The sequence below is a fragment of the Flavobacterium sp. GW821-FHT11G01 genome, from assembly GCF_058808175.1.
In genome coordinates this window covers 265700-283036 of sequence record NZ_JBXARK010000008.1, presented here as the reverse complement: position 1 = coordinate 283036, position 17337 = coordinate 265700, and the positions used below count along the sequence as shown (strand labels likewise).

Below are 17337 nucleotides of genomic sequence, written 5' to 3'. Positions count from 1 at the left end.
AATTAGTCGTTCAATTTCAAAACAGCCATAAAAGCTTCTTGTGGAATCTCAACGTTTCCAACTTGTCTCATACGTTTTTTACCTTTTTTCTGTTTTTCCAAAAGTTTACGCTTACGCGAAATATCTCCACCATAACATTTTGCGGTAACGTCTTTACGAAGTGCTTTAATTGTTTCACGAGCAATAATTTTGGCTCCAATTGCCGCCTGAATCGGAATGTCAAATTGTTGTCTCGGAATCAATTCGCGTAATTTCTCGGTCATTTTTTTACCGATGTTATAAGCGTTGTCTTCGTGAATCAAAGCTGAAAGTGCATCAACTGTTTGTGCGTTCAAAAGTACATCCAGTTTTACTAATTTAGAAGTTCTCATTCCGATAGGAGAGTAATCAAAAGAAGCATAACCTTTAGAAACTGTTTTTAAACGATCGTAAAAATCGAATACAATTTCCGCCAAAGGCATATCAAAATTCAATTCAACTCTTTCTGTAGTCAAATAGGTTTGGTTGGTAATTTGACCGCGTTTTTCGATACACAAACTCATTACGTTTCCAACGAAGTCAGCTTTTGTAATGATGGTAGCTTTTATAAAAGGTTCTTCAACTCTGTCTAAACGAGATGGTTCAGGCAAATCAGAAGGATTGTTTACAACAAATGCAGTTTCCGGATCTTTTTTGGTGTAAGCCAAATACGAAACGTTAGGAACTGTAGTAATTACAGTCATGTCGAACTCACGCTCTAAACGTTCCTGGATAATTTCCATGTGAAGCATTCCTAAAAATCCGCAACGGAAACCAAATCCTAAAGCAGCTGAACTTTCAGGAGTAAAAACTAACGAAGCATCATTCAATTGCAATTTCTCCATAGAAGAACGCAAATCTTCATAATCTTCAGTATCAACAGGATAAATTCCGGCAAATACCATTGGTTTTACATCCTCAAAACCAGTAATCATATTGGTTGTAGGTGTTTTAGCATCTGTTAGAGTATCTCCAACTTTTACTTCTTTGGCTTCTTTAATTCCAGAAATTAAATAACCAACATCACCAGCAGAAATTACATTTTTAGGAACCTGATTTAATTTTAAAGTTCCAATTTCGTCAGCAAAATATTCATTACCAGTGGCCATGAATTTAATTTTTTGCCCTTTTTTGATTTCTCCATTCACCACTCTGAAGATTACTTCAATTCCACGAAACGGATTGTAAACCGAGTCAAAAATCAAAGCTTGTAATGGTTCGTCTTTATTTCCTTTTGGAGCAGGAATTTTTTCGATAATGGCAGCTAAAATATTTTCAACACCAAAACCTGTTTTTCCGGAAGCATGAATAATATCTTCCAATTTACATCCAAGCAAATCGATAATATCATCACTAACTTCTTCCGGATTAGCACTTGGTAAATCAACTTTATTCAAAACCGGAATAATTTCCAGGTCATTTTCTAATGCTAAATATAAGTTCGAAATAGTTTGTGCCTGAATGCTTTGTGCAGCATCAACAATCAAAAGCGCCCCTTCACAGGCCGCAATAGATCGTGAAACTTCGTATGAAAAGTCAACGTGACCAGGAGTGTCAATTAAATTTAAAATATATTCCTCGCCTTTATAAGTGTATTCCATTTGTATGGCGTGACTTTTAATGGTGATTCCACGCTCGCGCTCCAGGTCCATGTTGTCAAGCAATTGTGCTTTTTCTTCACGAGCTGTAACGGTTTGTGTAGCGCCCAATAATCGGTCTGCCAGTGTACTTTTACCGTGGTCAATGTGTGCAATAATGCAAAAGTTACGTATCTTCTTCATTTTATTATTTCAATTCTCTTATGCGAGTTTTAGTAATTTCCGGATATAAATTTGCCCTGTAGCAATTGCAATAGAGCATGTTATTAAGGCGCAAAGATAGCGCAAAGTTTTGGATTCTGGAATGTAGTTGTCTGATTGTTGGATTCTCTAATTCAAAACAGTCTTTAAAACTCAAAATTAAATCCCTTTTGAGTCAGTTTCTTGTAAATATCAGGATCAAATTTGTATAATTTTGCAGCCCTGTGCGAGACATCTTGTTGTTTTTCATCTAAGGCAACCAACAGTTTCATATGCAGAATTTTTCTTCGGAAATTTGATTTTTCCAACTCAATTCCTAATATTTCTTCATACAAATGCATTAATTGCAATAAAGTAAATTTTTCGGGCAAAAGATTGAATCCAATTGGTGCCTGACGAACTCTGTTACGAAGTTGCATTAAGCTAAATTCAAGGATTTCATTGTGGTCAAATATTAGATTCGGAATTTCATTGATCCTACACCATTTTGCTTCCCTCACTGCTAAACTGGCTTTAACATCATAATCTTCTTGATTTACAAGAGTATAATATCCAATAGTTACAATACGACGATCTAAAACCCTTTTTGGATTTGTAAATGCTTTTAGCTGCTCCAGATAAATATTATCAAGACTGGTAAGCTCATAAAGAATTCTGTGTGCGGCATCATCGGCGCTTTCTTCTCTTTTCATCCAGCCGCCAAGCAATCCCCAGTTTCCTTCGCTTTCTCCTAAGGCGTGCTGTACTAAAAGGACTTCAAGGCTTCCTTTTTTAAAACCAAAAATTACGCAGTCAATTGAAATTCCATCAACTGCTGGTGTCGAGCTATTTAAAATAGTGTCGATTTTAGAAATTTCTTTAGGGGATAATGCTGCCATTCTTTGCTTGTATAAGCGTTATTAAAATTCAAAATTGAAACCTTTTTCAGTAAGCTTATTATAAATCTCCGGATCAAATTTATATAATTTTGCCGCTCTGTGCGAAACATCCTGTTGTTTTTCATCTAAAGCAACTAACAATTTCATATGCAGAATTTTTCGTCTGAAATTCGATTTGTCCATTTCGATTCCCAAAATCTCTTCATACAAATGCATTAACTGTAATAAAGTAAATTTTTCAGGCAAAAGATTAAACCCAATCGGTGCCTGACGCACTCTGTTTTGAAGATGTTTCAGACTGTAAGCCAGAATTTCGTTGTGATCATAAATTAAATCCGGAATGGAATCAATCTTATACCATTTGGCATCAGCTGCTGTAAAACCCGCTTTTATATTATAATCTTCTCGTTTTACTAAAGCATAATATCCGATAGTGATAACACGACGAAGCGGAAAACGATCCGGATCTCCAAATGCTTTTAATTGCTCCAGATAAATATTATCGAGACCCGTAAGCTCATTCAATAAACGATGCGCTGCATTGTCTGTACTTTCCTTTTTGTAAATCCAACCTCCGGGAAGTCCCCATTTTCCTTTACTAATTCCTTCGCCATGTTGCACCAAAAGAACTTCTAAACTTCCTTCATCAAAGCCAAATATAACACAGTCAATCGTGATCGCATTCATTGCGTTTTGTTCAGTTTTTATGACGGAATCGGCATCTACTTTTTTATCCATATACAACAGAAATTTTGACAAATTAAACAAATTAAATGCATAAGTGGCTTTATTGATTACTTAATATTTTTTTAACAAATTAAAAAATTGATAATCAGCAGCTTGGAATTTTTAAAAAAATGGATTCTAAAATTGTAATTCCTTAAATGATTGATTATCAAAATGCTACTTCGATATTTTTTCAATATTATTTATTTCATTTTTGATTAAAAACTTATCAAATCAATAAAATCGAATCTCTATAAATCCGAATTAGAAAAAAATATCCTTAATATTTTGCTAAAATAGAAAAAAAGTTTTACACTTGTAGTCAAATTTACCATAAGATAAGTTCAAAATGACTATAAGTTTTAAAAGAACAATTTTAGAAGTAATAAAATCAACTGAAAACAAGCTAAACAATAGTTGTTTTTGGTACCCTCTCAATGAAACTTACACTTTAATATATAACCATAACTAACTTAATTTAACCAACTTTTTTTATTATGAAAAGCAAATATTGTATGAAAACAACATTGTCCTCGTTTTGTACGGCGCTGTTGTTTAGCTTATTTATGATACAGTCGGGTTTTGCACAGGCGCAATCCCGATCTGTAAGTGGAAATGTAACATCGACCGTTGACGGAATGGGAATTCCGGGCGCCAGTGTTGCAGTGCAGGGAACTAAAATCGGTGCCACAACTGATTTTGACGGGAACTACAAAATAGAAGCAAAAACAGGCGATGTTCTGGTGTTTACTTTTATTGGATTCAAAAGCCAGAAAATAACGGTAGGAACGCAACAAGCGATTAACGTTAAATTGGAGGAAGAGACGGCAGAATTAAAAGAAGTAGTCGTAATAGGATACGGTTCGCAAAAGAAAACGCTGGTAACAAACGCTGTTACTCAGGTAAGTGGTGAAAATCTTGTGAAAACAAATACGACAAACGCGCTTCAGGCATTACAAGGACAGGCAGCCGGACTTCAGGTTACGTCTACTTCAGGACAACCGGGAGAAGGTTTGAATGTTGTGATCAGAGGTGCAGGTTCTACTTCAGGAACTAGTCCGCTTTATGTTGTTGACGGAATATTGACAGGTGATATTTCTTATTTGAATAATTCAGATATAGAATCTATTTCTGTTTTAAAAGATGCCGCTTCAGCTGCAATCTATGGCTCACAAGCTTCAAACGGAGTTATTTTGGTGACAACAAAAAAAGGAAAAAAAGGTGCAGGAGGACAAATTACATTTGATCAATATTACGGTATACAATCTGTAGCCCGAAAAGTAGATTTGCTAAACGCAACAGAATATGCTGTTATGTTAAACGAAGCCGCGGTAAACTCAGGGAAAAATCCTTATTTCACAAATGATCAAATTGCAGGATTAGGATCAGGAACAAACTGGATGGATCACATGCTTACTGATAATGCTGCTACTAAAAACTTCTCTTTTGGAGCATCAGGAGGTTCTGATACTTCTGTTTATTCTACTTCATTGTCTTATTTAGGACAAGAAGGAGTTGTAGGCGGAAAAGATTTATCAAACTACGAGCGTTACAATTTCAGATTCAACTCAGAACATAAATTGTACAAAGATGTAGTGACTTTAGGTGAAAACTTAAGTTTCGCATACGTTGATAAAAACGGAATTGGAGTTGGAAATCAATACAACAATTCATTAAGAAGCGCTTTTCAGGCAACACCATTAATGCCAATGTACGATGCTGATGGTAATTATTATGATACTACAAATGATACTGAGCCTTGGTTAGCAGGTGCGGCAAATCCGTATGCGTTAATGGTTTACAATAATCAAAATGAAAGTAACAACCAGAAATTATTAGGAAATGTTTATTTGCAAATTGAGCCAATAAAAAACCTAACATTAAAAACAACTTTAGGTCTTGATTATTACGCTGGAGAAGGACACTCGTATTCACCCGTGTATCAATTGTCAATTTATGCTAATAGCGCTTTTGACAGAGTGAATCAAAACATGAACAAAGGTAAAACCATCACATGGGATAATTTGTTGACTTATAAATTTGATGCTGCCGAAAATCATCACTTTGAAACTATGTTAGGTACATCTGCTATTAATTATGATGGAACAAGTGTATCTGCTACTAATTCAGATGTAATTTTTAATGATTTAGAACACGCATGGCTAAACAATACAACCAATAAAGATGGTGCAAAAATGTCAATGACGGGTTTGAAACAAGAGACTAAAAGAATGTCTTATTTTGGAAGGCTAAATTATAATTTTAAAGAAACTTATTTATTAAATGCAACTTTTAGAATGGACGGATCTTCTGTTTTTTCTAAAGAAAACGAATGGGGTTATTTCCCTTCAGTTTCTGCGGGATGGATTGTATCAAATGAAGAATTTTTGAAAGGTTCAAATGTGATCAACTTCCTTAAATTGAGAGGAAGCTGGGGACAAGTAGGAAATCAAAATGCAAGAGCTTTCCAATATCTTTCCACTATAAAATCAAACAATACCAATTATATTTTTGGAGATACAGAAGGTGTTCTTACGCCGGGGGCTTATCCTGACAGACTTTCAAATCTGGATTTAAAATGGGAAACTTCAGAGCAAATCGACTTTGGTTTTGATGCCAGATTTTTAGATAATGCCTTAAGTGTAACTTTTGATGTATACAACAAGAAAAGTAAAGACTGGTTGATTTTGGCTCCAATATTGGCAACTGCCGGTGCAGATGCTCCATTTATAAACGGAGGAGATGTCGTAAATAAAGGGGTTGAGCTAAGTCTGAACTATCAAAATAAAATAGGCGATTTTAATTATAGCATTAGTGCAAACGGTGCTTACAATAAAAATACAGTTGGAAAGATTCCGAATGCCGATGGTATTATTCACGGATTAAGCAATGAACTTTATGATAATGCAGGTGAATTCTACAGAGCACAAAACGGTTTACCGCTAGGTTATTTCTGGGGATATAAAACAGGAGGTGTTTTCCAAAATCAGGAACAAATCAATAATTACAAATCGGCAAGTGGTGTAGTTTTACAACCAAATGCAGCTCCCGGAGATCTTATTTATACGAACGTAAATGGAGATGATAAAATAGATGCTTCTGATAAAACCAATATCGGAAAACCAAATCCGGACTTTACTTTTGGTTTCTCTTTGTCAGCAAATTACAAAGCTTTTGATTTTTCATTGATGGCAAATGGTGTTGCAGGTAACCAAATTGTACAATCGTACAGAAATCAGGCAGGCGCTTACGGAAATTATACTGCAGCAATTTTAGATCGTTGGCATGGTGAAGGTTCATCAAACACAACGCCGCGAGTGACAGAAGATAACAGAAACTTTACCCAGTTTTCTGATTTATACATTCAGGATGGTGATTTCTTAAGAATCAGTACAGTAACATTAGGATTTGATTTTGCCAAAATGAAACAATCAAAACCATTTTTTGCAAGCCAGTTTAGACTTTACTTCTCGGTATTAAATCTATACACTTTTACGAAATACGATGGTATGGATCCTGAAATTGGATTTGGATCTTCAAATGATGACCAGAAATTTTCATCAGGTGTTGATGTGGGTTACTACCCAAGACCAAGAACATTCATGATGGGATTAAATGTTAAACTTTAATAAATAAAAAAATGAAAAATACATATTTATATATTTTCTGTTTTAGTTTATTGTCTCTGGGTTCTTGCAGTTTAGAAACAGAACCATTGACACAATTAACAGATACAAATTTTTACAAAACTACAGATGATGCTTATTCAGCACTTGTAGGTTGTTATGATGGTTTACAAGTTGCTACCGGAGCATCGGGCTTGGGTGTTCCGGTAATAAGCGAAGTAATGTCTGATGATTGTTTTGGCGGAACGGGTAATTCTGATGGCTTCAATTATGCTGCTATCGATGAGTTTGATATTACACGTTCTCCATCAGATGTTGATATGCTGAATGGCAACTGGATTGCGTACTACAAAGCACTTTATCGTTGTAATGTTTTCTTGTCAAAACTTGATCAGATTGACTGGAAAGGAAATACGACTTTAAGAAACACGTACGAGTCTGAAACCAAATTTATCAGAGCTTATCTTTATTTTGAAATGGTGCGTTTGTGGGGAAACGTACCATTATTAACAGCGCCTTCTTCTGAAAATGTTCCTCAGGCAAATCCGGATGAGGTGTATAAAGTCATAGCACAAGATTTGGTTTTTGCTGCAGAAAATTTACCTGCAACAGCATACAACGCAACAACTAGCGGACGTATTACAAAGTGGGCTGTAAAATCTTTACTGGGACGTGTTTATTTGTATTACACTGGTTATTATGGAAAAAGTGATTTAGTAGGTGTAGTTACTAAAGCTCAGGCTTTGGGTCATTTAGAAAATGTTATTGCCAATAGCGGACATGGTTTAGTGGCAGATTTCTCTACTTTATGGCCAGCAGCTTCTGTTGATAAATATGCAGGTGAAAGCAACAAAGAAATAGTATTTTCTATAAAATATACTTACACAAGTGATTATAACGGAAATACTGATGGTAACCATTGGCTCGTAATGTTTGGCATGAGAGAATTCTCGTCTTATCCATACGGTCGTGGATGGGGAGTTACAGTAAACTCTAAATTATACAAGGTTTACGATGCAAAAGATACCAGACGTGTAGCAACTGTGATTGGAATTGATGAAGAAAAAATTGCTTTTGATAAGAAAAACAATCAAAGAGAATATACAGGTTACTACAATAAGAAATATACACCAATGGTGGATAAAGACGGAAAAGATCTTCCGTTAACGATGGGTAGCCAGTTTTGGGATATTAGTCAATTTCAGGATTATGTGGTATTGAGATATGCTGATGTTTTATTAATGGCAGCAGAATTAGGAAGTGGAAATGCTCAGGCTTATTTTGATGAAGTAAGAAAAAGAGCTTACAAAGAGAATTTTACAACTTTACCGGTAAATGCTGATAATATTTTGAAAGAAAGACATTTAGAATTTGCTCTTGAAGGTGTTAGATATTGGGATTTACTCCGTCAGGGTATTGGAACTGCTTCTTCTACAATTGCTGAAACTACGACTTTATTAAATGGTGGAGTTGCCGGAACAAAAACAATTACGGCTGCTAAAATTCAGGCGACAAAAGGTTTGCAACAAATTCCGAATACTCAGATCACATTGTCAAATGGGGTTTTAAAACAAAATGCCGGTTGGTAATTTTAATTAAAAAATGAAACACAATGAAAAATATTAAAATATTAATTACATCATTTTTGATGTTAGCAGCGCTGGTACTAGTGTCATCTTGTTCGCCAGAGTCTTACTCATTAGACGCTGTTACCGATAAATCAGATATTAAATTTGAAATTACTCAGGATTTTGCTGTAGATCCGGGAGGAAATACTGTAATACTAAAAAACACAACTCCGGGAGTTATCCTGACATGGGATTATGTTACAGGAAAATCAAACAAAGCAACAGAAACGGTTAAATATGCTTTTAAAGGTAATTATACCATTAAAATTTCTGCTGTTACGGATGCAGGTATTGTTCAGTTAGATCCAGTAACAGTAACAGTTACTAAAGACAATTTGAATTATGTGAACGATCCTCTTTGGACGGCTTTATCAGGTGGAGTGGGTAAGAAAAAATCATGGGTAGCTGATAATGGTAAATATGGTTTAGCTCCAGGGGCAATGTCTTATGCAGATCCAAGCACAACAGTAGAATGGGGTAACTTTACGCCAAACTGGGAACCTGAAGGAAATGCTAATTCAAGTTCAGATGCTGATATGCATTGGGGTAGATATATGACATTTAGCCTTGATGGCGGACCTTTTATGACAGTGCATGAAAAAGACGGAACTGTTATTCAGAATGGAACTTATTTCTTAGACATTAACGCACATACTTTAACGACTACAGGAGCAACAATCCTAAGACCAGACAACTACATTACAAATGCAAGTAACTGGAATAACAATATTAAAGTATTGAAACTTACTGATAATCAGTTGAGAATTGCGATAATGAGAACCAACAGTGAAGGTCCATGGTGGTATATCTGGAATTTTGTTGCCAAAGAATATGCAGACAGCTATGTTCCGCCGGTTACCGTTCCGGTTGTTGACGAAGGTTTTAATCCAAAATTTGCTCCGGGCGAATTACTAACGATGCTTACTGGTGGTGTAGGTGCGGGAAGAGTTTGGAATTTAGACGGAAATGGGAATCCTGTAGACTGGATTGGAAAAGGAAAAGGCTGGACAACAGGCGCATCAAGCTCGTACAATTGGGGTTGGAATGATGATTGGGCAGCCGTAGCGGCTAATTCATGGATCCGTTTTGATCAATGGGGAGGTAAACTAAACTATACAAGAAGCCAAAATGGTGTAGTAACAACCGGACTATTTACTATTAATAGTGAAACCAATGAAATTAATTTAGGGACTAATACACTGATTCAAAACTCAACCAGTTGGATGAACCCAACTACCAATGTTATTAAAGTAGTTAAAGCATATAATACAAGTTACCTTCAAAAAGGTATCTGGTTAGGGACATCATATGATGCAGGCAAGGACGAATGGTTTGTTTTTCATTACATAATTCCTTAATTTTTAAGGGTTTATTGTTGCAAAACAAAACCATAATTACTTAAAAATATAAAACAACCGGTAGGTGATTGACACAGTCACCTATCGGTATGTTTATATTTGTTTTTCAAAATTATAACATCCATCAAAATGAAGAATAAAAGAAAATATTTAAGTAGTGGCCTGTCATTATTACTATTGGTTGGAATTTCATTATTCTCTTCCTGCAATAAAAAAGAAGCTTTCAGTAACCGAAAAGTTTCTTTTAATTCAGATTGGAGTTTTCATCTTAATGATAGCATCGTTGATAAAGATACTATTGGATCTTCAACAAAATGGAGAACCTTAAATGTTCCACATGATTGGAGTATTGAAGGCAAATTTGATGAAAAAAGTCCTGCCGGTTATGGTGGTGGATCGCTTAATGGAGGATTAGGATGGTATAAAAAAACATTTAAAATATATAAAGAAGATATAAATAAAATAATATCAATAACCTTTGATGGCGTTTACAAAAACAGCGAAGTCTGGATAAACGGACATTATTTAGGTAAACGTCCAAACGGATATATTGGTTTTCAATATGAGATTTCTCCCTATCTAAATTATGGAGACAAAAACAACGAAATAATTGTTAAGGTTGACAATTCAAAACAACCCAATTCACGCTGGTATTCTGGTTCCGGAATTTTTAGAAATGTCTGGTTAGAAACCACAGATAAATTACACGTTGCACAATGGGGTACGTATGTGACAACGCCAAAAGTTACGGCTGAAAAGGCTTCGGTTAATATTGAAACTACAATTCAAAACCAAAATAAGGAAGCGAAAAAAGCAACGATAACAACAACTATTTTTAAAGAAGAAACTAAAGTAACATCAGTTACTCAAGATATAACGATTGGTGCAAATGCCAATGCGACAATCAAACAAGCTACAGAAATTGAAGCGCCAGTTTTATGGTCTGTTGAAAAACCAGAATTGTATACAGCAGTTACTCAAATTTCGCTTGACGATAAAATGGTAGATCAATACAAAACCAATTTCGGAATCAGAGATTTTAAGTTTGACTTAGATAAAGGTTTTCTTTTAAACGGAAAACAGGTTAAAATAAAAGGAGTTTGTATGCACCATGATTTAGGACCGCTTGGTTCGGCAATCAATACGCGCGCCATCGAACGTCAATTAGAAATCTTAAAAGGAATGGGTGTGAACGGAATCAGAACTTCTCATAATCCACCTGCTCCGGAGCTTCTTGATCTTTGCGATAAAATGGGTTTCATTGTCATGGATGAAGCTTTTGACATGTGGAAACAATCCAAAACCAAATACGATTATGGCAATGACTGGGATCAATGGCACAAAAAAGATTTAACAGATCAACTACTTCGCGATCGAAATCATCCAAGTATTTTTATCTGGAGTATTGGAAATGAAATTCCACAACAGTGGGACGAAAGCGGTGTAAAAATTGCCAAAGAATTAGCCGAAATTGTACGTCAATATGATAAAACCCGACCACTAACTGCAGCGATGAATCCGCCGGTAAATATGAATATTGATGAAGTAACACTTCAATTTGAAAAAAAGAATGTTCAGATTAATCCAATTGCGGCTTCTGGAGCTTTAGATTTAATCGGATATAATTATGCGCATCAAACGTATGAACATCACAAGGAAAATTTCCCAAAAACACCTTTTATCGCAACAGAAACCACTTCAGGATTAGAGACTCGAGGTTATTATGATAATGTTTCTGATGTTGTAAAAAAATGGCCGGTAAGATGGGACCTTAAATTTACAGATGGAAATCCAGGAAATACCGTTTCAGCTTATGATCAGGTTCAGGCGCCTTGGGGTTCAACGCACGAAGCAACCTGGAAAGTGATTAAAAAACATGATTATCTATCCGGAATGTATATTTGGACCGGTTTCGATTATATCGGAGAACCAACTCCGTACGAATGGCCGTCGGTAAGTTCGTATTTCGGAATTGTAGATTTAGCCGGTTTCCCGAAAGATGTTTACTATATGTACCAAAGTGAATGGACAGACAAAACCGTTCTTCACATTTTCCCACATTGGAATTGGAAAGCCGGACAAACTGTTGATGTTTGGGCATATTATAATAAAGCGGATGAGGTTGAACTTTTCTTAAACGGAAAATCGGTCGGAATCAGAAGCAAAAAAGGAGATGATTTGCACGTAATGTGGAAAGTTCCTTTTCAGGCCGGAACATTAAAAGCAGTTTCGCGTAAAAACGGAAAAACTGTTTTAGAAACTGAAATCAAAACTGCCGGAAATTCTGAAAATTTAAAATTAACAGCAGATAGAAGTACCATTAAAGCCGATGGAAATGATTTGTCATTTGTGACTGTAGATATTTTAGATGAAAAAGGAATATTAGCGCCAAATGCAAACAACGAAATTAATTTCTCATTAAAAGGAAACGGAAAAATAGTAGGCGTTTGCAGTGGAGATCCTGTAAGTCATGAATCATATAAAGGTTCAAAACATACTGCTTTGAACGGAAAATGTTTAGTAATTGTTCAATCGGATATAAAATCTGGAAGATTGGAATTAACCGCTAAAGCGAATGGATTAAAACCCGCAACAATTGTAATTACAACAGAATAAATACAACTATATAATAAACACACAATGAAAAAAATACAAATAGCTTCCTTGTCTCTGTTTGCAAGTTTGCTGCTGACGCCAAAAGCATCGGCACAAATTCAAAATGCAGATGTGCTAAACGCTCCAATAGATATCAGTAAAGATTTCCAGAATTATCTGAACACTTTTTATTTTGCTGATGAATTGACAAATTTTGATCCTGCAAGCGGAAAAGGAACTATAAAGTATTTGAGATACAATTACAAAACGCGCCAGGCTTTCAATAATATGATGATGAAACCTGATGTGGAAAAACCAAACGAATTCCCAACTACAGAATATGAAGTTTCTCCGGAATTGCCATTCGAAATTCAGTTTGTTTCCGATAGAACTATCCGAATCAAAACGACTTCAGGCCCGCAATTTCATCCACAAAAAGAATCTTTGATGCTGATTAACGGTGTTGCGCCAAATCATCCGGAATTATGGAAATATTCTAAAATCGAAGGAGGTCACAGTTATACCAGCAAACATGGAAGGGTTGAAATTTTGATCAAACCATGGCACGTAAAAATCTACGATGAAAACGGGAAATTGTTAACCAGTACGCTTCACGATACTGATTTTAAAAACACTTATACGCCAACACTTCCGTTTTCTTATGTTCGCAGAAACAGCGATTATTCAAGAAGTATGGGCGCAGCTTTCAGCTTAGAACCAGACGAAAAAATATTTGGTTGTGGAGAATCATTCACACAATTCAACAAACGCGGTCAAAAAGTAGTTTTATGGACAGATGATGCAAACGGAATCCAGAATGAAACGATGTACAAACCGGTTCCATTTTATATGAGTAGCCGTGGTTACGGCGTTTTCATGCACCATTCAACACCAATTACAGTTGATTTTGGAAAATATTTTGGAAGTGCCAACGAAATGTACATCGGTGACGATGAAGCCGATTTGTTTTTCTTCATCGGAGAACCAAAAGATGTTTTAGATCAATATACAGATTTGACCGGAAAAGCGGCAATGCCACCGCTTTGGTCTTTCGGATTCTGGATGAGCCGAATCACTTATTTCTCTGAAAAAGAGGGAAGAGAAGTAGCAAAAGATTTACGCAAATACAAAATCCCAACCGATGTAATTCACTTTGATACCGGTTGGTTTGATGTAGATTGGAGAAACAATTATGAGTTTGCAAAAGCCCGTTTCCCGGATGCTCAAAAAATGATGTCTGATTTGAAAGATGACGGGTTCCATGTGTGTTTATGGCAATTGCCGTATTTCACACCAAAGAATACGTTGTTTAATGAAATCATGGATAAAAACTTAGCTGTTAGAGATCGCAAAGGAAACCTTCCTTACGAAGATGCTGTTTTAGACTTTTCAAATCCTGAAACTGTTACCTGGTATCAATCAAAATTGAAAAAATTATTTGATCAGGGCGTTTCTGTTTTCAAAGTTGATTTTGGAGAAGCTGCTCCGCCAGACGGAATTTACCATTCAGGAAGAACAGGTTTTTACGAACACAATTTATATCCATTAAGATACAATAAGGCTGTAGCCGAAATTACACAGAAAGAAAAAGGATATACTTTAATCTGGGCCAGAAGTACCTGGGCTGGATCTCAACGTTATCCATTACATTGGGGAGGAGACGCCGAAACTTCAAACGGTGCAATGTCTGCAGAACTTAGAGGCGGACTTTCATTAGGTTTAAGCGGATTCAGTTTCTGGAGTCATGATGTGGGAGGTTTTGCAACAAAATCGCCAGAGAATTTATACAGAAGATGGGCGCCGTTCGGAATGTTCACTTCACACGTAAGAAGCCACGGAGAACCTCCGCGCGAACCTTGGTTATATAGTAAAGACTTTTTGGAAGGATTTAGAAAAGCAGATAATATGCGTTATGAATTGATGCCCTATATCTACGCTCAGGCGAAAGAAAGTTCTCAAAAAGGTTTGCCAATGATGCGTGCCTTATTTGTAGAATATCCTAATGATCCGGGAGCTTGGTTGGTAGACAATGAATATTTATTTGGATCAAGTATTTTGGTTGCTCCACTTTTTGAAGAAGTAACAGAAAGAGATGTTTATCTTCCGGAAGGAACCTGGATCGATTACCAAACTAAAAAAGTATATCAATCGGGTTGGCATAAAATCAAAGCGGGCGAAGTGCCAATTGTAGTTTTAGTAAAAGACGGAACTGCTTTGCCTCACATCGCTTTAGCACAATCTACAAAAGATATGGATTGGAGCAAATTGACTTTAAAAGTTTATGCAAGTGATGCTACAACTTCGGCGAAAGCCAAAGTCTTTTTACCTGATGGAGATGCCGTTCAGGAAATCACAGTAACTAAAAAAGGGAATAATTTTGAAGTTGCAGCAAATGTATTAAACGGAAAAACCACTTTTAAAACGGAGTGGATAAAATAAAAAATAGTTGAGAGTAATTTTAACACATAGAAACATAGGTTTTTAATATCTAAAAGAAGATAAAAAGAAACTCGTTTCTTCACACATAGCTATGTTTGTTTAAACAAGTGAAACGCCTTTTATAAGTTCAGTAATCTATGTTTCTATGTGTTTAAAAATCGCATTACTATATTAAAAACAAGTTTTTGTTGAGTTTTTAAATCGGGCGAAAGTTTAAATTTTGCCCGATTTATTAAAAAATGAATTAAGAAAAATATCATGAAAAAACACCTGATTCTTCCCGCTTTATTACTTTCAGTTTCGATTGGATATAGTCAGAAAAATAAAAATGCTTACGAACTGGCTTCGCCAAACGGACAAAATAAAATCAAATTTGAGCTGGTAAAAAATGCGCCAAAATATGCTGTTTCTCACGGAAAAATCGAAGTGATTTCTCCATCAGATATGGGATTTGTATTGAAAGGAAATGAAAATTTGAGTTCAGATTTTGAAATTAAAAACGTAAAAAATACTTCTTTCGATGAAACTTGGGAACAAGTTTGGGGAGAAAAGAAAAATATCAGAAACCATTATAATCAGCTTGTAGTTGATTTACAGCAGAAAACAGGAAACAAAAGAAAATTACAAATTCAGTTTCGCGCTTTCGATGACGGAATCGCTTTTAGATATGTGTATCCAAAACAAAATGTAAAAGACAGTATTTTCATTATGGATGAAAAAACGACTTTTAATTTGAAAGAAGATGGAAAAGCATGGTGGATTCCGGCAAACAGAGAAAACCGCGACGAATATCTTTTTAAAGATGCGCCGGTAAGTACTTTAGATACCGTTTTGACACCACTTACAATTGAAAGTAAAAGCGGATTGGCGTTGAGTTTTCACGAAGCCAATTTGGTAGATTTTGCCAGTATGACTTTGGTGAATACAACCGGAACACAATTAAAATCGGATTTGGTGCCATGGTCTGATGGTGTAAAAGTGCGTGTAAAAGATACGTTTACTTCTTCCTGGAGAACACTTCAAATTGGAGAAACTCCGGCAGATTTAATTACTTCGTATCTGATTTTAAATCTGAATGAACCTAACAAATTAAAAAACACCAGTTATTTTAAACCGTATAAATACTTCGGAATTTGGTGGGGAATGCATATCGGGAAATATTCTTTTTGGGAAAGTGATATTCAAGGCGCAACAACCAAACATGCCGAAGAATATATTGATTTTACTGCCAAAGAAGGATTTCATCATTTATTGATCGAAGGCTGGAACAAAGGCTGGACGCCGGCTTGGTATCAAAATAAAATGCACATGTTTAGTTTTACAAAAAGTGCAGATAATTTCGATATTGATAAAGTGGTAGCATACGGAAAGGCAAAAGATGTGGAACTTATGGGTTACCACGAAACGGGTTCAAACTTGATTAATTATTTAAAAGAAGTTGACGAAGGTTTTGCTTTGTACAAAAAACTTGGAATTCATACGGTTAAAATTGGTCATGTAGGTTCAAAATTAAACATGAAAGAATGGCACTTTGGGCAATTTGGAGTGAATTATTTCAGATATATTTTAGAAAAAGCAGCACAATATGATTTGGCTGTTTTGTATCACGAATCAATAAAAGATACCGGAGAACGCAGAACTTTCCCAAACATGGTTTCGAGAGAAGCAGCGCGCGGGCAAGAATACAACGCCTGGAGCGAAGGAAATCCGCCAAACCATTTGACGATTATTCCGTTTACAAGATTGCTTTCGGGACCAATGGATTTTACTCCGGGAATTTTTGATGTTGAGGTAAAACAAGGATATCCGGGAAAAAGAGTTCATGGAACCGCCGCACAACAATTAGCACTATATGTAACGATTTATGCGCCAATCCAGATGATGGCCGATCTTCCTGAAAACTACGAAGGGAAACCGGCATTACAATTTTTAAAAGATGTTCCGACAGATTGGGAAGAAACAAAAGTATTAGAAGGAAAAATTGGAGAATACATTACTACAGTTCGTAAAGACAGAAATAGTGCCGATTGGTATTTAGGAACCATCACAAACGAAAACGCAAGAGAGGTAAATGTTTCGTTATCTTTCTTGGATCCAAAGGCAACATACGAAGCGCAGATTTATGCTGATGCCGAAGGAACTGATGAAACGCATAATCCGGCTGCAATTGCTATTTCTAAGAAAACGGTTAAAGCGTCAGATTCTCTAAAACTACATTTAGGAGGTGCTGGAGGAACAGCAATTCGATTTAAAAAACTATAATTATAAAC

9 protein-coding genes are annotated in these 17337 nt (G+C 35.8%); 6 read left to right on the top strand and 3 right to left on the bottom strand.

What is annotated here, in order from left to right:
* Positions 1–2: 2 nt before the first annotated feature.
* The 3 genes from lepA to AC1RRN_RS15910 all read right to left on the bottom strand — a co-directional run bounded on the left by lepA (position 3) and on the right by AC1RRN_RS15910 (position 3433).
* Positions 3–1799 (bottom strand): translation elongation factor 4, encoded by a 1797-nt coding sequence (gene lepA / locus AC1RRN_RS15920; protein ID WP_035681367.1) that lies wholly within the window; start codon positions 1797–1799, stop codon positions 3–5.
* A 164-nt stretch (positions 1800–1963) separates the two neighbouring features.
* Positions 1964–2695 (bottom strand): NUDIX hydrolase, encoded by a 732-nt coding sequence (locus tag AC1RRN_RS15915; protein ID WP_492968236.1) that lies wholly within the window; start codon positions 2693–2695, stop codon positions 1964–1966.
* Positions 2696–2716: 21 nt separating this feature from the next.
* Positions 2717–3433, bottom strand: coding sequence for an NUDIX hydrolase (locus AC1RRN_RS15910; protein ID WP_492968235.1), 717 nt, complete (start codon positions 3431–3433; stop codon positions 2717–2719).
* Between the two features lie 503 nt (positions 3434–3936).
* Here AC1RRN_RS15910 and AC1RRN_RS15905 point away from each other — a divergent pair.
* The 6 genes from AC1RRN_RS15905 to AC1RRN_RS15880 all read left to right on the top strand — a co-directional run bounded on the left by AC1RRN_RS15905 (position 3937) and on the right by AC1RRN_RS15880 (position 17329).
* Positions 3937–7050 carry a SusC/RagA family TonB-linked outer membrane protein gene (locus AC1RRN_RS15905; RefSeq protein WP_492968234.1) on the top strand — a complete coding sequence of 1038 codons (3114 nt, stop codon included), beginning with the start codon at positions 3937–3939 and terminating at the stop codon, positions 7048–7050.
* A gap of 11 nt (positions 7051–7061) precedes the next feature.
* Complete coding sequence (locus AC1RRN_RS15900; RefSeq protein ID WP_492968233.1) at positions 7062–8636, top strand: RagB/SusD family nutrient uptake outer membrane protein; 1575 nt, start codon at positions 7062–7064, stop codon at positions 8634–8636.
* A 23-nt stretch (positions 8637–8659) separates the two neighbouring features.
* Entirely contained in the window at positions 8660–10033 is a 1374-nt protein-coding gene (locus AC1RRN_RS15895; protein WP_492968232.1) for a hypothetical protein, read from the top strand.
* Positions 10034–10162: 129 nt separating this feature from the next.
* Positions 10163–12649 (top strand): glycoside hydrolase family 2 TIM barrel-domain containing protein, encoded by a 2487-nt coding sequence (locus tag AC1RRN_RS15890; protein ID WP_492968231.1) that lies wholly within the window; start codon positions 10163–10165, stop codon positions 12647–12649.
* Positions 12650–12673: 24 nt separating this feature from the next.
* Positions 12674–15067 (top strand): glycoside hydrolase family 31 protein, encoded by a 2394-nt coding sequence (locus tag AC1RRN_RS15885; RefSeq protein WP_492968230.1) that lies wholly within the window; start codon positions 12674–12676, stop codon positions 15065–15067.
* A 258-nt stretch (positions 15068–15325) separates the two neighbouring features.
* On the top strand, positions 15326–17329 hold the full coding sequence (locus tag AC1RRN_RS15880; RefSeq protein ID WP_492968229.1) for a glycoside hydrolase family 97 protein: 2004 nt from the start codon (positions 15326–15328) through the stop codon (positions 17327–17329).
* Positions 17330–17337 lie beyond the last annotated feature (8 nt).